Origin of the sequence: Paenibacillus sp. DP01 (assembly GCF_044784315.1) — a bacterium.
GTDB lineage: Bacteria > Bacillota > Bacilli > Paenibacillales > Paenibacillaceae > Paenibacillus > Paenibacillus polymyxa.
In genome coordinates this window covers 3,609,149-3,633,971 of record NZ_CP173059.1, presented here as the reverse complement: position 1 = coordinate 3,633,971, position 24,823 = coordinate 3,609,149, and the positions used below count along the sequence as shown (strand labels likewise).

At 44.6% G+C, this 24,823-nt stretch carries 14 protein-coding genes and 1 pseudogene; 12 read left to right on the top strand and 3 right to left on the bottom strand.

The annotated features are described in order from the left end of the window. Window positions 1-26 precede the first annotated feature (26 nt). The 9 genes from ACH59B_RS15995 to ACH59B_RS15955 all read left to right on the top strand — a co-directional run bounded on the left by ACH59B_RS15995 (window position 27) and on the right by ACH59B_RS15955 (window position 19,478). Window positions 27-8,945 (top strand): SDR family NAD(P)-dependent oxidoreductase, encoded by an 8,919-nt coding sequence (locus tag ACH59B_RS15995; RefSeq protein WP_404302078.1) that lies wholly within the window; start codon window positions 27-29, stop codon window positions 8,943-8,945. Between the two features lie 59 nt (window positions 8,946-9,004). Next, a complete protein-coding gene (locus tag ACH59B_RS15990; RefSeq protein ID WP_016822429.1) occupies window positions 9,005-9,880 on the top strand; it encodes an SDR family NAD(P)-dependent oxidoreductase in 876 nt (291 codons plus the stop codon). Window positions 9,881-9,942: 62 nt separating this feature from the next. Next, window positions 9,943-10,896: an acyltransferase domain-containing protein gene (locus ACH59B_RS15985; protein WP_016822428.1), complete on the top strand. Its 954-nt coding sequence runs from the start codon at window positions 9,943-9,945 to the stop codon at window positions 10,894-10,896. A gap of 31 nt (window positions 10,897-10,927) precedes the next feature. Next, the gene (gene fabD / locus ACH59B_RS15980) at window positions 10,928-13,279 is read left to right on the top strand and encodes an ACP S-malonyltransferase (RefSeq protein WP_404303983.1); all 2,352 of its coding nucleotides are present in this window, start codon (window positions 10,928-10,930) and stop codon (window positions 13,277-13,279) included. Window positions 13,280-13,446: 167 nt separating this feature from the next. Continuing rightward, on the top strand, window positions 13,447-15,216 hold the full coding sequence (gene aspS / locus ACH59B_RS15975) for an aspartate--tRNA ligase (protein ID WP_103042518.1): 1,770 nt from the start codon (window positions 13,447-13,449) through the stop codon (window positions 15,214-15,216). Window positions 15,217-15,441: 225 nt separating this feature from the next. After that, entirely contained in the window at window positions 15,442-16,104 is a 663-nt protein-coding gene (locus tag ACH59B_RS15970) for an S-layer homology domain-containing protein (protein WP_019687987.1), read from the top strand. A 259-nt stretch (window positions 16,105-16,363) separates the two neighbouring features. Beyond that, window positions 16,364-17,032 (top strand): uracil-DNA glycosylase, encoded by a 669-nt coding sequence (locus ACH59B_RS15965; protein WP_016822424.1) that lies wholly within the window; start codon window positions 16,364-16,366, stop codon window positions 17,030-17,032. Window positions 17,033-17,048: 16 nt separating this feature from the next. Continuing rightward, window positions 17,049-17,471: a hypothetical protein gene (locus ACH59B_RS15960; RefSeq protein WP_016822423.1), complete on the top strand. Its 423-nt coding sequence runs from the start codon at window positions 17,049-17,051 to the stop codon at window positions 17,469-17,471. 120 nt (window positions 17,472-17,591) lie between these two features. Next, window positions 17,592-19,478: an Ig-like domain-containing protein gene (locus ACH59B_RS15955; protein ID WP_019687986.1), complete on the top strand. Its 1,887-nt coding sequence runs from the start codon at window positions 17,592-17,594 to the stop codon at window positions 19,476-19,478. A 77-nt stretch (window positions 19,479-19,555) separates the two neighbouring features. Here ACH59B_RS15955 and ACH59B_RS15950 read toward each other — a convergent pair whose 3' ends face one another. Continuing rightward, entirely contained in the window at window positions 19,556-19,858 is a 303-nt protein-coding gene (locus tag ACH59B_RS15950; protein ID WP_013371923.1) for a hypothetical protein, read from the bottom strand. A gap of 385 nt (window positions 19,859-20,243) precedes the next feature. After that, window positions 20,244-20,438 (bottom strand): hypothetical protein, encoded by a 195-nt coding sequence (locus ACH59B_RS15945; RefSeq protein WP_016822421.1) that lies wholly within the window; start codon window positions 20,436-20,438, stop codon window positions 20,244-20,246. Between the two features lie 141 nt (window positions 20,439-20,579). On the opposite strand from ACH59B_RS15945, the gene ACH59B_RS15940 reads away from it, so the two are divergent. After that, complete coding sequence (locus ACH59B_RS15940) at window positions 20,580-21,017, top strand: NucA/NucB deoxyribonuclease domain-containing protein (RefSeq protein WP_016822420.1); 438 nt, start codon at window positions 20,580-20,582, stop codon at window positions 21,015-21,017. On the opposite strand, the gene ACH59B_RS15935 is transcribed toward ACH59B_RS15940, so the two are convergent. Beyond that, complete coding sequence (locus tag ACH59B_RS15935) at window positions 21,010-21,186, bottom strand: hypothetical protein (protein ID WP_016822419.1); 177 nt, start codon at window positions 21,184-21,186, stop codon at window positions 21,010-21,012. The genes ACH59B_RS15940 and ACH59B_RS15935 overlap by 8 nt on opposite strands. Window positions 21,187-21,300: 114 nt before the next feature. Here ACH59B_RS15935 and ACH59B_RS15930 point away from each other — a divergent pair. Beyond that, a pseudogene (locus tag ACH59B_RS15930) lies at window positions 21,301-23,122 on the top strand (sensor histidine kinase). After that, complete coding sequence (locus ACH59B_RS15925; protein WP_039276118.1) at window positions 23,097-24,722, top strand: response regulator; 1,626 nt, start codon at window positions 23,097-23,099, stop codon at window positions 24,720-24,722. Before ACH59B_RS15930 ends, ACH59B_RS15925 begins: the two are co-directional and overlap by 26 nt. Window positions 24,723-24,823 lie beyond the last annotated feature (101 nt).

Here is a 24,823-nt window from a genome sequence, read left to right as displayed (position 1 = left end):
TTCTACATGCTGGGAGGCAATCGAAGATGAAGGACTTTTTTCAAACTATTCTGGGTGAGGTAAAAAGCGGACGGATGCAGAAAGAGGAGGCTCTCCTCAGAATACGCCAAATTCAAGCTCAAATGGCTTCAGATGGAACTCTGCACAGCAGAGCAGGGAACACGGAGGGGGCTCTGGCGGATACAGGAGTCCTTATGCTTGAGCCTTCATGGAAAGAGCAAGCTGCGCTCCAAAAAGCGACTCTTCATGAATGTAGCCAGCATCTGGTGGTGCTTTGTGAACTTGATCATATCTCAGAGCGAAGTATTGAAGCGCTCATGAAAGGAACCCGATGCATCAAGCTCCATGCCGGTTTGACCGGCATGGATGAACGCTTTCAGCGCTATGCCCTTCAACTGCTTGCAGAAGTGCAAATGCTCCTCAAAGAGAACTTGAGGGGCAGCGTGTTGGTACAGATTGCTGCTTCTTCACAAACCGGGCAGCAGCTCTTTGCTGGGCTTTTGGGATTGCTGCAAACAGCCGAAAAAGAAAATCCAAAAATCGTAGGGCAATTTGTTGAATTGGAAGCTACAGGTTTGGAAGAGATCGTTGAGAAATTGAAAGAGAACAGTCAATACCCCAAAGACAAAAGGATACGGTATGAGAACGGTAAACGTCTGATTCTCAGCTGGAATGAAATGAAAGCCCCTGAAACTCCGGGAAGAGTGCCCTGGAAGGATCAGGGGATTTATTTGATTACGGGCGGTGCAGGAGGTTTAGGGCTTGTTTTGGCGAGAGATATCGCCCGGCGAGTCCGAGAAGCTACGCTAGTCCTTGTAGGACGTTCCATGCTTGATGAAGGCAAGCAGGTCATACTGGAGGAGTTGAAGGCGCTGGGAGCCCGCGTAGAGTACAAACGAGCGGATGTATCCCGAAAGGAAGAGGTCTCGCAACTGGTCCTAAAGATCCGAGAGGAGCACGGGGGGCTTGATGGCATCCTCCATAGCGCAGGGGTGATACAGGATCGTTTTATGATTCATAAGACGCAGGAAGAGTTCAAGGAAGTAATGGCGCCCAAAGTAGCCGGGGTGGTCAACTTGGATCAGGCGACGAAGGAGCTAGATCTTGATTTCTTCATTTTCTTCTCTTCCATCGCAGGGATTATGGGCAATCCTGGTCAGGCCGACTATGCCGCAGCAAATGCGTTTATGGATGCCTATGCCTTTTATCGAAACAGCCTCGTCTCTTGCAAGGAGCGCAAAGGGCAGACGCTGTCTGTCAATTGGCCTCTCTGGAAGGATGGAGGCATGCATGCGGATGCTGAAACGGAGAGGGTTTGGCAAAGTATTGGCATGGTGGCCATGCAAACTTCAAACGGCGTTAAGGCTTTATATGATAGCCTGGCCTCTGGCCAGAAGCAGGTGCTGGTGATAGAGGGGGATTTGTCCAGATTGCGGAAGCATCTATTGGAGCCTCAGCCACAGGAGAAAGTATACGTTGAAGAAATAGCTTCTTCACCAATAAAGCCTGAGCTACTTCTGGAAAAAACCTTGTACCAGCTTAAAGTGTTGTTTGGAGAAGTGACTAAGCTGAGCATTGAAAAGATTGATGTCAGTGAGCCTTTGGAGAGCTACGGCATAGACTCCATCATGATTACAAGGCTTAACCAAAAGCTTCAGGGAGTTTTTGGTGAAATCTCGATGACCCTGTTTTTTGAATATCAGACGTTGGAAGCGGTAGCGGAATATTTTATTGCTGACTACTATGAGGAATGCGTACGGTGGACAGGACTTGGCAGACGGCTGGAGCCGGAAGAAAACTTCGTCCCTGCATCCTTGCATGTTAATAGCGAATTATCATTGCCGACTCTGCCACAGGAAGAAAAACATCGCACTAGCAGCGCAGCTATAGACACAGGCAGTGCGAAACACGAGCAAATAGCCATTATTGGCATGAGCGGACGATTTCCACAAGCAAAAAATATGGAAGAATACTGGAGCAATTTACAACAGGGCAAAGATTGTATTACAGAGGTCCCTGCGGATCGCTGGAAGAGGGAAGGATTTTATTCTCCTGACATCAAGGAAGCTGTGGAGAAGGGCAAAAGCTATAGCAAATATGGGGGATTTGTAGAGGATTTCGCAGATTTTGATCCTCTTTTCTTCAATATATCGCCCCGGGAAGCGATGAGTATGGACCCTCAGGAACGGATATTCCTGGAAGAATGCTGGAAGGCCTTCGAGGATGCTGGATATAGCAGAGATCAGCTTGCAGTGCAATACAATGGGCGAATCGGCGTCTTTGCAGGCATTACCGCAACAGGCTTCAATTTATACGGGCCCAAGCTGTGGGAGCAAGGCAAACCGATCTTTCCTCGCACATCGTTCAGTTCGGTAGCCAATCGAATATCGTATCTCTTGAATTTGAAGGGACCGAGCTTTTCGGTCGATACCATGTGCTCTTCGTCATTAACTGCAATCCATGAGGCTTGTGAGCATATTCATAACGGAGAATGCGAGATTGCCATTGCAGGTGGAGTCAACTTATATCTTCATCCTTCCAACTATGTTTTTCTAAGCACAATGCGAATGCTATCGCCAGAGGGACGTTGCAAGAGTTTTGGCGAAGGGGGGAATGGATTTGTCCCTGGTGAAGGTGCGGGCGTTGTACTGCTCAAACCTTTATCTCAGGCCATTGCTGACAAGGATCACATTTATGCGGTTATTCGGGCTACTAGTATCAATCATGGTGGAAAAACGAACGGATATACCGTTCCTAATCCGGTAGCACAAGGAGAATTGATCCGAGAGGCTTTGGATAAAGCAGGCGTCAATGCTCGAACAGTCAGTTATATTGAAGCCCACGGAACAGGGACAGAGCTTGGTGATCCTATTGAAATTACCGGACTTACCCAGGCTTTCAAGAAGGATACACAGGATACAGGGTTCTGTGCGATTGGCTCGGTAAAATCAAATATAGGCCATTTGGAGGCGGCCGCAGGGATTGCGGGTGTCGCTAAAATTATACTGCAAATGAAAAACCAGAAAATTGCCCCAAGTCTGCATGCCAAAGTATTGAATCCCAATATAAATTTTGCCAAGACGCCATTTGCAGTTCAGCAGGGACTTGCTGAATGGAAACGTCCGATTCTGGAGGAAAACGGCGAGCAACGGGAATACCCGAGAATTGCAGGAATATCTTCCTTCGGAGCCGGAGGATCTAATGCCCATATCGTTCTTGAAGAATACATTCCAGCAGAACAGGCTGCCTCTACTCCGCAAAGGCCAGTTGTCATCGTATTGTCGGCCAAAAGTAATGAAGCATTGAAAGAGCAGGCTGTTCAATTGACTGCTGCAATGGATAAAAATGACTTCTCGGATAATGACCTGATAAATGTGGCTTACACCTTGCAGATAGGGCGTGAGGCGATGGAAGAGCGCCTTGCTGTGGTCGTTCAGTCAGTGGAGGAACTTAGAAACAAGCTGCAGGAATTTATTGGGGGAAGGCAGAATATTGTACAGCTTTATCGGGGACAGGCTAAACGAGATAAGGAGAGTTTAGATGTCGTTAAGCAGGAAGAAGCGCTGGATGAATCCTCTGATGCCTGGAATCTAGCAGAGAAATACGGCAGGCTTTCGGAATTGTGGGTCAAGGGTGTGCACATTGACTGGAACAGACTTTACAGTGATGTCCAGCCTTTCCGCATCAGTTTGCCTACGTATCCCTTTGCTAGGGAACGCTACTGGATATCAGTAGATGAAGAAAAGCCCGCTGGCGTCACTCCGGCATATCTGCACCCCTTACTGCATCACAATACCTCCGTTCTTTCTGAGCAAAGATTCAGCTCAATCTTCAACGGTCAGGAGTTTTATCTGAATAACTCCGTCGTTGATGGAAGACTTGTTCTGTCGGATGGAGCATGTCTTGAAATGGCGCGGGCAGCGGTTGAACAATCGTTAACAGTTCAGGAGAAGGGTCAGGCAGGCATCACACTCACAGACATGGTATGGACACATGCTCCTGTCATAGGAGATCAGCCGGAAATACATATAGGACTCTTTCCGGGAGATCAAGGTGGAATTGGCTTCAAAATTTACAGCACACGAACCGAAGCAGGAGATCCTGTCTTACACAGCGAGGGAAGTGCCGAGCTGGAGGCTTTAAATAGAACGGAAACATTAGATATTCAGGCTTTGCAGATGGAGTGCATTGATCATATTTTACCTAGGGGAGACGATGAAGCACTGCGCACGACTGGAGCCAACTACGATTCGGAATTCCAGTCCGCTGAGCAAGTTTATATAGGTCAGGGTTTGGTGTTGGCCAAGCTATCACTGCCTTCCGGTATTGCGAATACTGGGGGCCTATTTGTTATGCATCCCTTCATGACAAGTGCTGCCCTGCAATTGCCGTTATACCTGCTTTCGAATAATGAAAATGTTATGCAGTTCAATGGCATTGATTCTCGGGAAAAAATACTGCCGACTGCGATAGATAAGCTTCAAATATTTCAGGAATGTCCGAGCAAAATGTGGGCGTTAGTACGGCATGGAAGAGGAAATCAGATTAATCATAAGATGCACAAGTATGATATTGATTTGTGCGACGAGGCAGGCAGAATCTGTGTGCGCATAAAAGGGGTCTCCTATAAGGAAGCGGAGACTTGTGAGCAACCGCTCGGTGCAATGATGCTACAGCCATTCTGGAAAGAACAGGCGGCTAATAAGGAAACCATAGCAACCGACTACGAACGGCATGTGGTCATACTTTGTGAGACAGATGCCATAGCTGCAGTACATGTCGAGGCCTCCTTGACAGGCGTGGAATGCATCACCCTACAAGCCCGCATGGAAGAGGTCAACCGACGCTTTGAAACATATGCCGTTCAGGTTTTTGAGAAAATACAAGGCATCCTAATTGACAAGCCTAAAGGCAAAGTGCTGGTACAAATGGTAACGATGTCTGGAAATGAGAAACTACTTTTCTCCGGGCTGTGCGGCATACTCAAAACGGCTCATAAGGAAAATCCAAAGTTCTACGGGCAACTGATTGAAGTAGGGGAAACGGAAAAAAATGAAGGACTCATTGAAATATTAAGGTCGAGCAGTCAGCGTCCAGAGGACAGCCGCATCCGTTTTGTAGAAGGTAAACGTTGGATTCCTGCCTGGAACAAGGTTGAAATGCCAGCGACACCACAAATTCCATGGAAAGATCATGGGGTTTACCTGCTTACTGGAGGTGCCAAGGGCCTGGGTCTAATTTTTGCCAAAGAAATTGCGCGCCAGACCAGGGAAGCAACCTTGATTCTGACTGGGCGGTCCCTGCTGACCGAGGACAAGCTGGCCCAATTGGAAGAATTGAAGGCTTTGGGCGCCAAGGTGGAATACAGACAGGTGGATGTCACGCAGAAGGCAGCGGTGGTTGGCCTGATTGAGGACATCCAAATGGCATACGGCGGAATTAACGGCATTCTGCACAGTGCTGGAATCATTAAAGATAACTATATTATCAAAAAGACGAGCGCAGAATTCAGGGAAGTTCTGGCACCGAAGGTGGTCGGACTAGCCAATTTGGATCAGGCCAGTAAGGACATGCCCCTAGATTTCTTTATTCTTTTCTCATCAGCTGCCGGAGTGGGCGGAAATGCGGGTCAGTCTGACTATGCCACCGCGAATGCGTTCATGGATGCCTATGCTTGGTATCGTAATACTTTGGTATCCTCCTGGGAGCGTATGGGCAAAACGCTGTCGATCAATTGGCCGTTATGGAAAGACGGCGGAATGCGACCTGACCAGGAGACGGAAAAAGCTTTGCAGAATGTAGGCATGTATGCGATGAGGACAGAGACTGGTATTCGTGCGTTGTATCAAAGTATAGCCTGCATATCGAATCAAGCGATGGTGGTAGAAGGAGACATTGAGCTGATCAGCAGAATGATGATTATGGAAGGACAGCTTGAAGACAGCGGAGAAGCAGCCCGAGATCAGAGACTCGGATCAGAAGACAACATCGCTCCTTTCTCAGAAAATAAGACAGTGTCCGTCCAAGATGAACATCTGCTGCGTGAAAAGACGGCCCATTACTTGAAGACTTTGTTGTCTTCGTCAATCGAACTGCCTGCATATCGAATTGAAGAGGATGCGCCGTTGGAAAATTACGGGGTGGATTCTATCAAGTCCATGGAACTGACTGACCAGTTGGAGAAAACGTTCGATCAGGTGTCGAAGACGATATTTTTTGAATATCCGAATATCCGGAGCTTAACCGAGTATTTTCTGGAATCTCATCGAGACGAATTAATCGCTCTGTTTGGTCTGGAGCAGGCAGTAACTGTAGGTGTAAAAGCCACCACCGCTACGACAGCAATGGATACAGAACTTCGACCAGGAGAAGAACAGTTGCGTGATCAGGTGACAAGTTATCTAAAAGGCTTGCTTTCTTCGTCTACCGGACTGCCGGAACAGCGCATTGAAGAGGATAAAAACCTGGAGAACTATGGAGTTGACTCCATAAAGTCTATGGAAATAACCGATCAGCTGGAAGAAACGTTTGGATCACTGTCCAGAACCTTACTGTTTGAATATCCGAATATCCGAAGCTTAACCGAATATTTTCTGGAATCTCACCGAGACGAGTTAAGCACTTTGTTTGGTCTGGATCAGGTAGCGACTGTAAGTGCAATAGCTGACACGGCTTCCGTAGCCAATGAGACAAAATCCCTGGCTGGAGAAGAGCGGTTGCGTGATCAGATAACGGGTTATCTAAAGGGCTTACTTTCCTCATCCACTGGACTGCCGGAACAGCGCATTGAAGAGGATAAAAACTTAGAAAACTATGGGGTTGACTCCATAAAGTCTATGGAAATAACCGATCAGTTGGAAGAAACGTTTGGATCACTGTCCAGAACCTTACTGTTTGAATATCCGAATATCCAGAGTTTAACGGCTTACTTCCTGGAATCTCATCGGGACGAATTGAACGCTTTGTTTGGTGCTGAACAAGAGCTAGTCGCGGCAGCCAGCACGAAATCCATGGGCATCGTAGAGCATGCAAAAGCGCCCTCTCCTTTATTTCGGCACTCACCTATTTCGTCAGTGCGAGTAGAGCCTAAGGAGGAGGCAAAAGAAACGAAGACAAAAATAGAAACAAAAACAGAAACAGGAGCGATGGACATTGCTGTCATCGGGATGTCTGGAAAATATCCTGGAGCGGAAAATATTCAAGAATTCTGGAGAAATCTCCAAGAGGGCAAGGACTGCATTACCGAAGTTCCCAAAGATCGCTGGGATCACGATCTTTACTTTGATAAAGAAAGAAATAAACCGGGAAAAACCTACTGCAAGTGGGGGGGCTTCCTAAACAGAATAAATCCGTTGGATTCTTCTTTCTTTCACCTCACTCCTTATGAGGTGAGTTTGATGGACCCTATGGAACAGCTTTTCCTGGAAATGATATGGAGCCTGCTGGAAAGTGCGGGATATACGCGAGAGATGCTACAGAAAAAACACCAATCCAAGGTTGGGGTCTACGTTGGTGCTACGTATCATAAATACTGCACCTGTGATACAAATACGGATGCCCCTCGGATCACATCCTTTGGTTCTGTTGCCGTCGCCAACCCCATGTCGCATTATTTCAATTTCCAGGGACCGAGCATATCCATTGATACGATGAGCTCTTCCTCTGCTGTGGCTGTCCATATGGCATGTGAAAGCCTGATCAGAGGTGAGTGTCAAATCGCAGTAGCTGGCGGTGGGAATCTGTTGACAAGCCCCAAAAAGTATATTGAATCCAGCCAGAACCAATTGATCGGAAGCCATGAAGAAAGTCGAAGCTTTGCGGATGGAGACGGATATCTTCCTGCTGAAGGTGTTGGGGCAGTTCTCTTAAAGCCGCTTCATAAGGCAGAGGAGGATGGAGACTGCATTTTAGCAGTCATCAAATCTACGGCCACTAATCATGGAGGACACAGTAATGGGTACACGGTCCCCAATCCCAATGCACAGGCACAACTTGTTGAAGAGAACTTTTTGAAAGCCGGCATTCACCCTCGGACAGTCAGCTATGTAGAGGCAGCAGCCAATGGATCTACATTAGGAGACCCGATTGAGCTAGTCGCCTTGAAAAAATCTTTCCAGAAATTTACGGATGAGCAGCACTTTTGTGCCATGGGTTCGGTTAAATCCAATATAGGCCATGCAGAAGCGGCCTCGGGGATATCGCAGCTTACCAAGGCCATATTGCAATTGTGGCATCGAAAGCTGGTTCCCACCATTAAAGCGGAAAAGCTGAATCCTAATCTTACGTTCAGCAATACTCCATTTTATTTGCAGCGGGAGCTTCAGGAATGGAAGCGGCCTGTAATAGAGCTGGAGGGAGAAGAGCGGGAATTTCCGCTACGGGCAACAGTAAGCTCCTTCGGTGCTGGGGGATCGAATGTTCATTTTATTCTGGAAGAATACATCCCTTCGCCAAAAGAAGCTGTCCAGTTGCAAGGGGCAGATCAGACAGAAGTAGTGGTTCTCTCAGACATAAACTGGGAGCGACTAAATGCGCTTGCGAGTCAATTACTTGAATATGTAGAGCAGCAGCACGAGCTTTCCTTACATGATATTGCTTTCACCCTTCAGACAGGCCGTGAAGCGATGAAGTGCCGGGCGGCAATCGTAGCGAGCTCACGGGAGGAATTGCGAACTGGTCTTAGAGAGCTTATCGAGTCAGTCGGCCAGGGCAACGAGCCGGAGAGAGCATCTATTCCAGTATTTATCGGAGAAGGCGGAGAAGATTCAAATAAAAGTGCACTTCTGTCAGGAAAAGTAGGCGAGAAAGTTTCTCAAATACTTCTAGAGGAGAGAAATCTGGAAAATATTGCGATGTATTGGACCCAGGGAGGCAGGATTACGTGGGAGGCGCTCCATGAGGGACACACTGTTCGTAGAATTCCCTTACCGACTTCTCCTTTCTGAGCACACATTGGGGAACAAAACCCTGTCTAACGAAAAATACGAATATTCCGGAGGTAAACATGAGGGAGTTCAAAGATAAGGTAGCTGTGATTACGGGAGCTGCCAGCGGAATTGGCCGAGCTATTGCAGACCGATGTGTCAATGAAGGGATGAAGGTTGTTCTGGCGGATATTGAGGAGGGGGCTCTTCTAAGGACTGAACGAGAATTGCAAGAAATGGGCGCAGCTACACTATCTGTTGTGACCGATATTTCCAAAGAAGCTGATATTCGTTTATTAGCGCAAAAAACAGTTCAGACCTTTGGTGCTGTGCATCTTTTGTTCAATAATGCAGGTGTGGATGCCGGCACAGGCCGCTTATTATGGGAGAATACTGTGGCAGATTGGCAGTGGGTAATTAACGTAAACATTTGGGGAATTCTGTTTGCTACCGAAATTTTTGTTCCTATTATGGTGAAACAAAAAACTCCATGCCATATTGTAAATACAGCATCGATTGCTGGTCTGCTGTCCGGTCCTGGAAATGGAATATACAGCGCGTCAAAGCATGCCGTTTTAAGCCTGTCTGAAACGCTATACCAAGAGCTAAGATTGATCGGTTCTAATGTGGGAGTGTCGGTTGTGTGTCCGGGATTCGTCCGTACTCAAATTATGGATGCAGAGCGAAACCGCCCGACAGAGCTGCGTAAGCCAGATGGGAGTGGAAATCTTCCGCCCGAAAGACAAGTCATTACCGAATTGGCTCGCAAGGCTGTCCAAAATGGCATACTTCCAGAGGATGTGGCCCATCAAATTTTTGAGGGCATCCGAAAAGGGCAGCTATATATCATCACAGAACCGAAATTCAAACCTGCAATCAGGCAGCATATGGAGAATGTCCTTAATGAAAGTAATCCTACGGCATCCCAAATGCAATTAGTGCGCAATTTGTTATGAACTGTGAATGATAGAGGAACTGCTTAGGCGAGTCTGATCAATACGTTGTGGGGGTTACTCGGATGGACAGATCAGTGGTTTTTATGTTTTCAGGTCAAGGTTCGCAATACTACGGTATGGGAAAGGAATTATATATGTCCAACCCGGTTTTCCGAACATGGATGACCAGGTTGGATGAGATTCATATGGATGTTACAGGCAGGTCTGTATTAAAAACGCTGTTCGATGACACGCGTCGCAGGGGAGAAGAGTTTGACAACCTGCTATATACTCATCCTGCCATTTTTATGGTTGAATATGCGCTCACACAGGTGTTATTGGAAAAGGGAATTTACCCTGATTATGTTTTAGGCTCTAGCCTGGGTGAGTCTGTTTCTGGTGCTGTGGCTGACTGCATGAGCTATGAGGACACACTTCAATGCATTATCAAGCAAGCACAGCTGGTGGAAACGTACTGTCCGAAAGGGGGTATGATGGCCGTCATTGGTGATCCCGGTCTGTATGATGAAGTACCCATATTGAATACCAACTCAGAGCTGGCATCCATCAACTTTGACTCGCATTTTGTTATTTCAGGCAGCTGCGAGGGTCTGTCAGAGATTGAACACTATTTGAAGGCAAATGAGATGATCTGTCAAAGACTGCCAGTACACTATGCTTTTCATGCTTCCTTAATGGACCCAATCGCATTGGAATATACGGAATTTTTAAAGCTCATGACCATAAGAAGCCCTAAAATAAATATGGTTTCATCTATGTACGGCGGGAAGATGACATGGCTTGACAACCGTTTTCTTTGGGATGTTACTAGAAAGCCTATGCAATTTCAGAGCGCTCTAAAGTGTCTGGGAGACAGGGACGGTGTTGTCTATATTGATCTCGGTCCCTCGGGCACGCTTGCTAATTTTGTAAAGTACAATTTTGGCCCCAAGAAAAAGGCAAGCGTCTGTTCTATTCTCTCCCCTTTTCAACAGGACATAAAAAATTTGGATCGTCTGTTCGAAATATTTGCCTAATATGCATCCATTACTAACAAGGAGGAAATCAATGATCGCATATCTGTTCCCTGGACAAGGAGCTCAAGTAAAAGGTATGGGCGAAGGACTGTTTGATGAATTTCCAGAATTGGTTGCCAAAGCGGATGCAGTTCTTGGTTATTCTATTCAGAAGCTGTGCCTTGAAGACCCTGCCAACCAGCTCGGGCAAACGGATTTTACCCAGCCAGCCCTATTCGTCGTAAACGCTTTAAGCTATCTGAAAAAAATAAGAGAGACCGGAAGAAAACCCGATTATGTTGCAGGACATAGCTTGGGTGAATATAATGCTTTATTTGCCGCGGAAGCGTTTGATTTTGAAACCGGCTTGAAGCTGGTCCAAAAAAGAGGAGAGCTGATGGCTCGGGCTACTGGTGGCGGAATGGCGGCAGTTTTAGGCTTGAAAGAAGAAGTGTTTCGGGAAGTAATGGAGAAAAATAAATTAATAGAGCTCGATGTTGCCAACTATAATTCGCCCAGCCAGATTGTCATTTCAGGGCCAAAGGAACTGATTGAGCAGGCGAAACCGATTTTTGAAGATGCAGGAGCCCGAAATTATGTGGTTTTGAATGTAAGTGGAGCATTTCACTCTAGGTATATGGAAAATGCCAAACAGAAATTTGAGGCCTATGCGGCGCCATTTGAATTCTCGAACATCAAAATACCCGTTATTTCCAATGTCCATGCCAGACCCTACAAGCAGCAGGACTTAAGAAGTACGCTGATCAACCAGATTGTAAGCCCGGTCAAGTGGTCGGAGAGTATACGGTATCTGATGGGTAAAAGTGTAACCCAGTTTATCCAAATCGGGCCTGGAAATGTTGTGGCAGGATTGGTTAATGCCATACAACGAGAAGCCGAGCCATTGATCGTGACAGAGGTTGAAGACCGAAACGAACAGGTACAGAAGAGGATGTCGAAGGATACGTTGAGAAATGATGAATCGATATCCGAAAAGCGACAGGCTCCCATAACAAAATCCGGTCATGACGTACTGGAATCCAGCAAACGATTTACGGCAGAGTCTCTTGGGCATAGCGAATTTAAACAAGATTACGGAATTAAGTATGCGTATCTTATAGGCTCTATGTACAAGGGAATCTCTTCAAAAGAGATGGTCGTAACAGCAGGAAAGGCAGGAATGATGGCATTTTTTGGAACTGGGGGAGTGAAGATGGATGTTCTGGAGGAAACCATAAAGTATATTCAGAAGCAATTGAACCATGGCGAAGCCTATGGAATGAATCTGATTCATGTGCCGGACCACCCAGACATAGAAAATAACATCGTTGATTTGTACATAAAATACGGTGTTAGAAATATTGAAGCCTCTGCGTTTATGAGTATCACACCTTCTTTGGTTAGGTACAGGCTGAAGGGGCTGAGACGGAATGCACAGGGAAATGTTACGCCACAGAACAGAATTATTGCGAAAGTATCCAGGCCAGAGGTTGTTGAAGCCTTCCTGAGTCCTGCGCCTCAGAATATTATCAATAAGCTGCTGGCGGAAAATAGGATCAGCCGGGAAGAAGCGATGATGGGGATGGAAATTCCCATGGTAGATGATTTGTGCGTCGAGGCTGACTCAGGTGGGCATACTGACCATGCAGTTGCTTATGTATTGGTCCCGCTGATGCTTCAGATGAGGGATGAAGCGATTCGAAAGTATAAACACAATAAAAGTATAAGGGTAGGGGCAGCCGGGGGAATAGGGACTCCACAAGCTGCAGCGGCGGCGTTTATACTGGGTGCTGATTTTATCATGACGGGTTCAATCAATCAGTGCACAGTTGAAGCAGGGACGAGTGATGAAGTAAAAGATTTGCTTCAGCAGTTAAACATTCAGGATACGGACTACGCTCCAGCAGGGGATATGTTTGAAATGGGCGCAAAAGTTCAGGTCATGAAAAAAGGAGTGTTTTTCCCAGCCAGGGCGAATAAATTATATGATCTTTACCGTAATTATAATTCCATAGATGAAATTGATAGAGAAACAAAACACTATATTGAAGAAAAGTATTTTAAGAAGAGTATTGAACAAGTCTACGAAGATATTAAAGCTTATTATCCGCCTGAAATCATTGAAAAAGCTGAAAGAATCCCGAAACGGAAGATGGCCTTGATATTTAGATGGTACTTTACTTATTCTACTCGACTTGCCATTAATGGCGACAAAAACAACAGAGTCGATTATCAAGTACACTGCGGACCAGCCCTCGGCGCTTTTAATCAATGGGTTAAGGGGACAGATCTTGAGAATTGGAAGAATAGACATGTTGACGATATAGGACAAAAAATAATGGTTGAGACTGCAGAGTACCTGAATGAAAGATTTAAAGCTTTAACTGCTAGTCTTACAATCTAGTTGGATTCAACCTAGGGCAAGAAGCTAATAATGAAGTGCAGTATGTTCTAACCGTATAAGCCCATGGCCGGATTCATGCAGAATAGAGTAGCAATATATGCAATCAGACCATGGGTTACATCATTGAAACCATGTAGATACTAGGGTAAAAGAAAGAGGGTGTTTCTGTGCATAGATATAGAACTCATAACTGTGGAGAGCTGAATCAGACGCATGTCGGGGAAATCGTGAGAATTGCAGGCTGGGTTAAAAATATTCGTAACCTCGGTGGGATTGTTTTTATTGATCTTAGGGATCATTATGGGGTTACGCAAATCGTTGTCTCTGATCCTAATGAATTAAAGGATTTTGTATCCAAGATCAATAGGGAATCAACCATCTCTGTTACAGGAGCTGTATGTCACAGGTCCGAAAGTACGATCAGTCCTCATATGAAAACCGGTTATATTGAGGTCATTGCCAATGAGATAGAAGTGCTAGGGAAAGTCATGAATCCGTTGCCTTTTGAAGTATCTTCAGCACATGAAGCCCGGGAAGATTTAAGATTAAAGTATCGTTTCCTGGATCTGCGCCATGAAAATCTGCATGATAATATTGTACTTCGCTCTAAAGTCATTCAAAGTATCCGAAAAAAGATGATTGATTTGGATTTTTTAGAGATTCAGACACCGATTCTGGCAAGTTCATCTCCAGAGGGCGCCAGAGACTATTTAGTTCCTAGTAGAGTGCATCCAGGTCAATTTTATGCCTTGCCTCAGGCACCTCAACAATTCAAACAACTATTAATGGTCTCCGGCTTTGATAAATATTTTCAAATTGCTCCGTGCTTTAGAGATGAGGATGCAAGAGCAGACAGATCACCCGGTGAGTTTTATCAGCTGGATTTGGAAATGGCTTTTGCTACACAGGAAGATGTTTTTAATGTAGTTGAAAATATGCTGTATGAAGTTTTTTCTGAATTTACACATTTTAAAATTTCAAAGCCTTTTAGTAAAATTCCCTATCAAGAAGCCATGCTCAAATATGGGAGCGATAAACCTGATTTAAGAAATCCATTAATTATCCATGATGTTACAGAGCTTTTTGCAGAGAGTGATTTTAAAGTGTTTAAAAATAAAACGATACGAGTTATTGCTGTTCCTGATTGTGGAGGGCAGCCAAGAAGCTTTTACGACGACATGGTAAACTTTGCTGCTGAAGCTGGAGCGAAAGGTCTTTCATGGATTAAGTTTAATGATGATATGTCTCTCAGCGGCTCGATTGCAAAGTTTATACCGGAGAAGGTAAAAAACGAATTGATCGATGTAACGCAAGCTGGTCCGGGATATGCACTGTTTTTTGCTGCCGATGAGCTTAAAAATGTCGAAAAAATAGCTGGCGCTGTCCGAAACCAATTAGGCAAAAGGCTGGATTTATTGGAAAAGGATACGTTTAAGTTTTGCTGGATTGTTGATTTCCCCATGTTTGAATTGGACCCTGATACTCATAAAATAGAGTTCAGCCATAACCCATTTTCGATGCCGCAAGGTGGCATGGATGCGCTGCTGAATATGAATCCTCTGGAGATCCTGGCGTACCAATATGATATTGTATGTAATGGAATTGAGCTGTCCTCGGGGGCTGTCCGTAACCACGATACAGAGATTATGGTAAAAGCCTTTGAGATCGCGGGTTATACATATGAAGAGATTAAGAGTAAATTTCCTGCACTCTTTAATGCTTTTCAATTTGGGCCACCCCCTCACGCAGGTATAGCACCTGGAATTGATAGGATTGTGATGATCCTTGCAAATGAATCGAATATTCGAGAGGTTATTGCCTTTCCAATGAACAGTAAAGCACAGGATGTATTAATGGGAGCCCCTTCAGAGGTTACTGACAAACAATTGAGAGATGTTCATATAAAATTGGCAAATGCCAAGCCACAAACAGAATGAACGGATTCAACAAGATACTGCAAGCAAAGCTGAATCCAGCACGCAATTAAATCCGATTGAGTGAGCTAAAAACTCTCCCTGCTAGAAGCAGAGGAGAGTTTTTTTATGTAGCTTAGATTGTTCAATTTAGGTTAGTAGCAACTGCTGCAACCTTTCTATCGTGAACCACGTCAAGAAGTTGTTAACGGCCAAGCGGCCTAATTCAACTACAAGGTGGAACTTAACATGAGCATGAGAAAAAGTGCAATCGCAGCCCTTACGACTATAGCTCTGCTGTCCTTCTCGATTGGAGGTCATTTGTCTGCGGCAGACAGTCAATTCAAGGATTTGGGCCATGTAAATGGCAAAGAAAAAATCATATCCCTTAAAGAGCGGGGGTTACTTAAAGGTGCCTCTGACACGCAGTTTCTCCCCTCATCTAAAGTGACCGCTGCCCAAGGCATTCAGTTGATCTCGGGCGGACTTCAGCTTAGTTTGGCCGCCATTGATTTGAACCAGGCGCCGCAGGCGAGTGGACTGTTTACCCAGGTTAGGGATACCGCCTGGTACGCCGAAGCTTTTATTAACGCGTATTATAACGGTGTAGACATTCCAAAAGAAATCAATCCTGCCAAAGCACTAACCAAAGAAGAGTTCACTCACATGTTGATTCAGGGCATGGAAAAAGCAGGTGCTCTTCCCATGATTAAAATCGCACCTGCAAATATTGCGGATGACAGCGAGCTGGAGCCTTCTTACCAAGGCAGCATTCAACGCTCGCTAGTGTACAAGGTCAATGTCCTGGATGGGAAGGGAAATTTTCATCCCAAAAGTGCGATTACACGTGCCGAAGCTGCTGTTATGTTATACAATGCATTGGAATACCTGAATGCTCATCCAAAGTCGTAACCAATACAGCAATTAAGAGCTTTACTTCTGAAGAATTTAAGCATTCAGTTACTTGACATCAATACCGTGAATGCTATAATAAGGAAATCGAATTTAGACCCCGCGGTAGTTGACTATCGTAAGAATACTTTTCTGGTCCTTCGGCATAGAAACACAAGTAACGAATAAATAAGCTGGCTCCGGATGAGGGGTCAGCTTTATTTGTTTGTACAAAAGTTAACAGCTTTCACAGATTTACATATTGAGAGGAGACAGCGGTATGTTTGGGAATGACTGGGATGATGTACTACGGGAAGAGGTCGAAAAGCCTTACTTTAATGAATTAAGGTATACGTTAGCTCGAGAGTACAAGTTACATAAGGTATATCCTCCAAAGGAAGATTTGTTTTCAGCACTCAAATTAACGCCATATCATCTGACCAAAGCGGTTATATTAGGGCAGGACCCATACCATGGAGAGGGACAAGCTCACGGCTTGAGCTTTTCGGTTAGACCCGGTGTGCGTACACCGCCGTCTCTACAAAATATATACAAGGAGCTGCGCGATGATGTCGGCACTCCCATTCCGAATCAGGGATACCTCGTTCCTTGGGCTGAGCAAGGTGTGCTGCTGCTGAACAACGTGCTGACCGTGCGCGAAGGACAACCTCAATCTCATCAGGGAATAGGTTGGGAACGTTTCACGGATGCTGTCATTGAAGCGATTAATGAACGTGAACAGCCGGCAGTGTTCATTTTGTGGGGGAGCCATGCTCAGAAAAAAGCAAGCTTCGTGAATACCAGTAAGCACTTGGTGCTGAAATCTGCTCATCCGAGTCCATTGGCGGCTCATAGAGGTTTTTTTGGCAGCAAGCCTTTTTCACGTACCAATGCATTTTTGCAAGAGCATGGAATGGAACCGATTCGGTGGGAGATTCCTAACCGCTAGCACGGGAGGTGAGGACATGCGTCAATGGAAGGGACGTCAGGTCATTTTATATCACGGCAACAACGGTCATACCCAGAAGGTGCGCGGCACACTTGAAAAATGGGATGATATACGAAAATGCGTTATTTTGGGCCCGAAAATGCTGGCTATTCCTTTTGAAAATATTACGCATATTACCATGCTTCCTCCGGGACGTGAGCGTAAAAGCCGCCAGCCAGCGAGGCTGAACGCTTTCGGTTATGTAATGAATGTTCCGTTACAGTTTGATAATGCCATTCATTTTCAGTCGGCGGTGACGATTTGGAGAGATGATCAACTGATTGCTTATAATGTAAAGCTGGTTAGTCACTCGGCAGACCATGTGACTCTTGAGGATGGACAAACCTTATCCAAGGCAGAGCATTTATTTGTAGTGAGGTCACTGCGTGGCGAACTTTAACTGTTATAATTCACCTTTTTTTGATGAAGGGTTCAATTTAGTTAGCTGCTTACCGATAAAAGATAATGGGATTGTTAATAATATCCTGTTTTATAGAATGAAACCAAGGGAGAGAAACGAATGGAGCGTATGAAACGTATGAGCAAACGGAGTACCTTCTTACTTGCTTTGCTGATGTTTGTATTCGCAGCATGGCCAGCAGGTTTGATCCGGGCTGAGGAGAAAACGACCTCTACGGTACAGTGGGACAGTCAAAATCCAACCACAATCAATCTGGGTGGAAGCCCCGCTCAATTAAAAGTGTGGTCTGTGACGGAGACTGGTAAAACGGATGTAACCGAAGAAGCTGAATGGATCTCCGGGGACTCAAGTATTTTAAAGGTAGAAAAGGGACTCATTACCCCAGTGTCCAAAGGGCAGATTAAGATTGTTGCCACATATGGTCAGAAAACGGTAAGTACGACGATTACGGTAAAATCGCCTTACAGCAAGTTGCAATTCAATCCGACGGGTCCTCTGAATCTGACTATTGGCGGAGAATCGAAGCAACTGACTGCTCAAGGTGTGCTTAGCGGAGGTGGCACGGAAAATGTGTCCGGCGTGGAATGGACATCCACGAATGAAGCTGTTGCTACCGTAGAAAATGGACTTGTACGTCCTCTTGCCAAAGGCGTGACTTATATAAAAGCCGCCAAAGATGGCCTTAATGCTCAATTGATCGTGTATGTGCGCTCTTCATCCCAGGCACTGGTACTGAGTGAGACTGGCTCCAAATCGGTCTATATGGGGAGCTCCCCCATTCAGGTTACTGCAACCGATGTGAACCTGACTGGCGGCAAAACAGATGTGACCAACACAGCAGAATGGACTTCCTCTAATTCGCTGGTTGCCACTGTAGAGCAAGGGAAAATCACACCGATGGATGTAGGGAATTCGACGATTACAGCTTCCTATCATGGTTTGAGTAAGACTCTGAAGATTAATGTACTTCCAACTGTCGAAAAACTGGTCTCAAGCAAAGCCAGTCTGGCTCTTGAAACTGGCAGCAAAACATCTCTTCCGAGTATATCTGCTTATTTGGTCAATGGAGCCAAAAAAGCAGTTCAATCCGATGTAAAATGGAGCTTAAGCAGTGAGAGTGCAGTCAAAATTGCAAATGGTAAACTGGTAGCAGTAAACCCAGGTAGTGCAACATTGACAGCGACAGTAGGTGCGCTCAAGCTGGACATTCCAGTGACCGTACAATATAAGGTTCTTAAGCTGACGGCTTCTGAGAAAAAATATGTATTGGTTGCAGGCCAAGAAACGAGTATTCCGACTGTAAAAGCACACATGGCTGGTGGCGGAGTACTGGATGTGACCAACCAGGTAAGCTGGGTAGCTACAACAGCGGCAGTTACAGTGGGAAATGGCAAAGTAAAAGCGGTGAGTGGTGGAAACTCGGGAATCAAGGCAATGTATATGAATAAATACGTGAAAGTGCCTGTCATTGTGGAGGGAGCCATTTCTACATTGACACCAAGTTTTTCGAATGCTGAGATGAATTTGAAGGGAAGTAAGTCCATCAAAGTCGTCGGCAATTATACAGATGGTAAAAAAGTTACCCTGAGCAGCAAAGTGAAATGGACAACATCGAATGCTTCTGTAGTGCTCGTAAAAGGGTCTTCCATTAAAGCTGTTGGAATTGGAACAGCAACCATTACGGGTACGTACCAGGATAAGTCGTTTAACGTGGAGATTAAGGTTACACCTAAGTTGCTTAAGCTGGTATTGAGCAATAAAAACCTGAAGCTGCCTAAGGGCTCATCTCAAGTGCTTAGCGTGAGTGCAGTTTATGATTCAGGCGCGACTGCGAATGTGACCAATTCAGCGGTGTGGACATCCTCCAAACCGTCGATCGTACAGGTTACAGCTGGTCAGGTGAAGGCCTTGGATAGCGGAAGCTCCAGTATTAAAGTAGTCTATGGTGGTAAGAAGGTAACGACGTCTGCCAAAGTGTTAAAATAGTCTACGTACATTGCCACATCTGGCGTATACCAAACAAATAAACCCCCGGTCCAAAGACCGGGGGTTTTATTTTCAGCTTATTCTACGCCGTCCTGATAATGATTTTTCCAGTGCTTATCGCCTTTGTGCGCGAAATCTTCAACTGTTTTCTCCAGAGTAGCTACTAGTTGGGCTTTAATCTCAGCGATTGTGTCACGAAATAATCTTTCTTCCGTACCGTTGATTTTTTCACCATATAAAGCTTGAGCAGCTACAAATTGACGATGTTGTTCTACAAAACTGTCAATCGAATGCAATGCATGCTCCACGTATTGTGAAATGCTATGATGCTCGTTAGGCAGTTGTAATTTTAATTCCTTAACTCTGTTTAATAATGCCATGATGATCACCTCGTGCGTTTTGTTATGTCAATAATTATACATCATTTTCGGAAAAATTTCATTAAATTTCGGTTAAATTGTGACTTTTATTATGTCATGATTGCATTTTCAATGGTAATCAGTCCTAATCTCGGAATTTTGTGCTTTTTTCTTGGTATCGTGATTTCAAAATTTAAAATATATGATACGAAGACAATGTAAAAGCAGGCTGCGACAGCTGTCTTTCTGACATGCTATAATGGGGAAAAAGCCCAGTCGGAAAGGTTGTCAGTATGGTATGAAGCTTTTTAAAGGTTTATTTTGGGGAATTCTGATTAGTCTTCTCCTGTGGTGCGCCTTGTTTGGGCTTGTCCGCTGGATGACTCATTAAGTCGTTCTCTGTATCTTATACAATAACTCTTGCGACTGTATCCACGTCATTAACGGAAATCGTATATACGTGTTCGTCATCGTAGAGCTTGAATTGCTGAGTTTCTTGGTCAGATAGGAGCTTAGGCCAGCCAATTACGGTATTTCCATTCAGTAACCGGATTACAACAGCTTGCATTTGGCTCACGGCCAGTTTGATCTCATCGTTCATTCGTACAACCTCCTCTCTATACTATTTGTCGTCGGATATTTAACCTTTTTTTATAGTCGGTAAGGGGTTACAAAAAATAAAATCTGGGGATTACCTTAGCTGAAGGTCATTTACTGGAATAGCTTGAAAGGAAGAGGGAAATTGAAGAAAAAGTTGCTAAGTTTTATAGCCTTAGTGTTGCTAGCTGTGGGAGCGTACTGGTTTGAAGGAGACAATCTTTTTACGAAAATAACAGGAGAGAACCCGCCTTCATCAGCTCAGGTAACGCTGCAATTTCCGTCAGGTCGTTATCCTGAAACGGCGCAGCATATTAAGGAAGCCATTCAAGCGGGAAAATCACCAGTATGCACAATTGACCGGGAAGGAGCCGAGCAAAATCGTCAGCATTCACTTGCGGGTGTTCCTACTCGTAAAGGGTTTGATCGTGATGAATGGCCGATGGCTATGTGCTCAGAAGGGGGTAAGGGTGCAAATATCAAATACATAGCTCCTAAGGATAATCGTGGGGCAGGATCATGGGTCAGTCACCAGTTAGATCAGTATGAGGATGGGACTCGTGTAAAATTCGTTATTAAATAGTTTTTGATTTAGTGTTTTTACCTTTTAGCTCCTTAGATGTTTCCTGTTTGGCTTTAATCAGCGCCAAAAAATCAAAAAAATCACCTAGTGTATTGAAGCCGGCACCTAATATGGCCAGGTCTTCAGCAGATAGTTGATCTAACCATTCCATTTGCTTAGCGTCAAACATATTATCACCGCCAACCCTTAATAATGTATAGTATGTAGTGGCGGCAACGAAGGTCAGGGCTCTGGCATACCTTTTAAGTATGCCTGTTTTTTGTGCAGAGGATGTGTAAAACTCATGTTAAAATTTAATTTTTATACTAAAATCGTTTCCATCGTTATCGTATTGCTGATACCTGTGCTGCTTCTGTATGTCTACTCTAATCAGACAACGACAGGCGTATTACGTGAAGAACTGAATCAATCCAATTATAACCAGCTGACTTTTTTTCAAAACCAGGTGAATACGAATATTGAAATGATTTCCTCCTGGCCGCATCTGCTGATTCATGATCCTGATGTAGCCAGTTTCCAAGCAATTTTTTTAAAGGATAAGACTCTCAACCTGGATGGAATTAACCTTGTCAAGCGGATTCAAACCAAGCTTGGGCTTCAGGAAAGCTCTTCGAACTGGAGAACAGGGCTGAGTATATATTCTCCTTCGCTTGGACGAGTTGTATCGGAGAATGGAGCCAGTTATTATGATCAGAAGAAATTAAGACAATCGATTACAAACGGCTGGCAGGTATCTAAAAAAAGAGTGTACGGTAAGGATCAATTTATATTTTCATTGTATACCTTATCCCCGTTTTCCTCACTAGCCAATCCAGAAACCGCTAACACAATTATTAAAGTGGAATTCGATAGCAGCAACATTCAGGACATGCTTGACCGCTTTAAAGGCGATGGGCGAAAGGAGCCTTTTTATTATAAAAAAGGTGTAGGCGTGATTTACAATCGCTCTGCAAATGAAGAATTGTCAAGCCAGCTGATTGCGAAACTGGAGAAATTGGGATTACATGAAGTTGATAATTTGACCGTGAAAATTGGAGAAGAGAGTTACCTTGTTCACGCCGTTCTTTCGCAAACAACAGGTTGGTATTTGATTGACTACATGCCTTTGTCCGATATGATGTCTCCGATTTATTCATCTAACCGACTATTTTATCTAACCGTTGTTGGCTCGCTACTGGTGGGGATCATTGGTGCTTATCTTCTTCACTCACAGGTACAAGTTCCGATTCTCCAGCTTGTGCGGGCGTTTAGGAGATTAAAGGATGGAGACTATGCTGTTCGTTTGAGTCCTAAGGGTAGTCATGAATTTGCATTTCTGTCACGTCAATTCAACCTGATGGTCGAACAGATTCAAGAGCTGTTTGAGAAGGTTTACGTTGAGAAGCTGCATGTAAAGGAAGCTCGTCTAAAGCAGCTCCAGTCTCAAATCAATCCCCATTTTTTTTATAATTGTTTTTCCTTTATTACGAGTATGGCAAAGCTGCGCAATCATGAGGCGGTCGTGGCTATGGCTCATAATTTGTCCAAATATTATCGCTATACGACAAGACAGGAAAGAGATTTGGTTCCTTTATCGGATGAAGTCGAGTTTGTGCAATATTATTTGAAAATTCAGCAGATGCGTATGCCACGGTTAACGTTCACTATTGACATTTCTTCACAGGCCCATAGTCTGCTGGTTCCACCGCTTGTATTGCAACCCCTGGTGGAAAATGCAGTGCTGCACGGAATAGAACCTCAGGCGGAGGAGGGGATCATCCGTATTATGACTGAGTGCATCGGCTCATCCATGTACTTGATTGTAGACGATAACGGACTCGGTTTGAGTGAAGAGGATATAAGATCCCTGACATTAGCACTTGAGAAGCCTGTAGAGGAGAAAAGTGGCTATGGTTTATGGAATGTGCATCAAAGAATGCGATTACATTTTGGTGAAAACGCCGGGCTGGAATTCTCGTTGTCTCCGTTGGGAGGATTGAGAGTGATTTTAAAATGGCCACTGTCAATTGAAGAAGGGCAGGAAGACGGGTTGATCCATTCTTCATCAAATTCAAGAAATAGTTAAATTGGAGGATACTGATGGTTCAGATATTACTAGTCGATGATGAGAGTTATGTTACTGAAAGCCTGGCGGCTACCATACCGTGGGAGTCATTGGGAATTGAGAGGGTACATCAAGCAGCTTCAGCCTTGGCAGCAGTAGATGTGCTGGAAGCGCATGATATTGATATTCTGGTTACGGACATTCGTATGCCTGGCATGACGGGATTAGAGCTGATTGTTGAAGTAAACGAACGTTGGCCGCACATCCGAAGTTTATTACTGACAGGCTATGCTGATTTTGAATACGCTAAAAAAGCGCTCCAGCTTAAGGCTTTTGATTACATATTAAAGCCGGTGGATGATGATGAGTTTATCAAATGTGTGTCAGCTGCTATGGATTCGCTAAAGGAAGAATGGGAAGCATTCGACAAGGTTCATCAATTACAATACAGTCGCAGGAACGATTTCGGTGTGCTGCGCACTCATTTGATGCACGATTTGTTACTCGGGCGTGATTTGACTGTACAGAAAATAACGGACAAAATGTCCGAATATGAAATCAAGCTACGTACAGAACATCCTGCCAGTATGCTGCTTATTCAGCTGGGCAAGCATTTTTCCGATATGGATTATCACTCAGTTTCCTTAATTGAGTATGCGATTGGAAATATTGCAGAAGAAGTGTTTGCTCCTGATTTTCATGTTTGGCATTGCAAAGCGCCACATGATTGCCTAATCGTGTTAATTGAAGGAAATTGGGATTTATTTGCTGAAAGGACTGTGGATGAACAGAATCATTTTTTGCGTGCAGCGATTGAGACCTTTCGGAAAAATGTGAGCAATTACTTGAAAGGTGAAATTTACGTCACATTAACGAATTGGTTTCATTTCCCGGATGAGCTGCCTAAGCTATATCAGACAGCAATCAGATCCTTATATTGGAACCAACAGGAGGAAACGAATCCACTGCTATTCATAGAAGAGCAGACAGAACAGTCACATAGCTCAGTGAAGTCGCTGGAGGGTCTTTATACGCACCCTACGCTTACTCATCTGCTAGAGTCCAGGCAATGGGAAGAGGCCGAAGCAAAAGTAAGCCGTGTATTTGGCAAAATGGAAGAGGCAGGTTATACACGCGAGCATTTGTATGAACTGTTTATTTCGGTAACGAGCGCCTTTATGTATACAGCTCACAAACAAGGACGCTTCATTACACAAATGGACCAGGTAGGCTTCGATCCGTTACATGCGCAGAAATTGGTTCATTCGTTTCCCCACCTCAAAGAGTGGATATTTTCCATGATGAACAAGCTTAAAGCCGAGTGGTCCGCAAGCGAGCAAAGCGCCAAAAGCTATGTGGTCAAGCAGGTTCAGGAGTTGATCGCTCAGGATAAAGGACAGGAGCTGTCTGTTAAGACGATTGCCGATCAGGTCTATCTTCATCCCGTCTATTTGTCCAAAATCTATAAAGCCGAAACTGGGGAAGGCCTGGGAGATTATATTATCCGAATGAGAATGGAACGGGCTCTTTATTTGCTCAAATATTCCAACAAAAAAATATATGAAATAACAACTGAACTCGGCTATCAGAATCCCCAATATTTCAGCAAGATGTTCAAAAAGCATTATGGAATGACTCCGCATGAATTTCGGGACCAGTAAAGACGAATGAATAAAGATCAGTTGAGAAAGGTGCAGAAATATTTATTTTGTGACATAGGCTGCTAAGAAAAGCCCTCTTATAATAAAAGAGTAGAAAATGA

What these genes read in the sequence shown, in the direction of transcription:
- ACH59B_RS15945 (WP_016822421.1), bottom strand. Translation starts at nt 20,438, where the DNA reads ATGAACGATGAGATCAAACTGGCCGTGAGCCAAATGCAAGCTGTTGTA.
- ACH59B_RS15955 (WP_019687986.1), top strand. Translation starts at nt 17,592, where the DNA reads ATGGAGCGTATGAAACGTATGAGCAAACGGAGTACCTTCTTACTTGCT.
- ACH59B_RS15950 (WP_013371923.1), bottom strand. Translation starts at nt 19,858, where the DNA reads ATGGCATTATTAAACAGAGTTAAGGAATTAAAATTACAACTGCCTAAC.
- ACH59B_RS15965 (WP_016822424.1), top strand. Translation starts at nt 16,364, where the DNA reads ATGTTTGGGAATGACTGGGATGATGTACTACGGGAAGAGGTCGAAAAG.
- ACH59B_RS15935 (WP_016822419.1), bottom strand. Translation starts at nt 21,186, where the DNA reads ATGTTTGACGCTAAGCAAATGGAATGGTTAGATCAACTATCTGCTGAA.
- ACH59B_RS15995 (WP_404302078.1), top strand. Translation starts at nt 27, where the DNA reads ATGAAGGACTTTTTTCAAACTATTCTGGGTGAGGTAAAAAGCGGACGG.
- ACH59B_RS15925 (WP_039276118.1), top strand. Translation starts at nt 23,097, where the DNA reads ATGGTTCAGATATTACTAGTCGATGATGAGAGTTATGTTACTGAAAGC.
- ACH59B_RS15960 (WP_016822423.1), top strand. Translation starts at nt 17,049, where the DNA reads ATGCGTCAATGGAAGGGACGTCAGGTCATTTTATATCACGGCAACAAC.
- ACH59B_RS15990 (WP_016822429.1), top strand. Translation starts at nt 9,005, where the DNA reads ATGAGGGAGTTCAAAGATAAGGTAGCTGTGATTACGGGAGCTGCCAGC.
- ACH59B_RS15985 (WP_016822428.1), top strand. Translation starts at nt 9,943, where the DNA reads ATGGACAGATCAGTGGTTTTTATGTTTTCAGGTCAAGGTTCGCAATAC.
- fabD (WP_404303983.1), top strand. Translation starts at nt 10,928, where the DNA reads ATGATCGCATATCTGTTCCCTGGACAAGGAGCTCAAGTAAAAGGTATG.
- ACH59B_RS15970 (WP_019687987.1), top strand. Translation starts at nt 15,442, where the DNA reads ATGAGCATGAGAAAAAGTGCAATCGCAGCCCTTACGACTATAGCTCTG.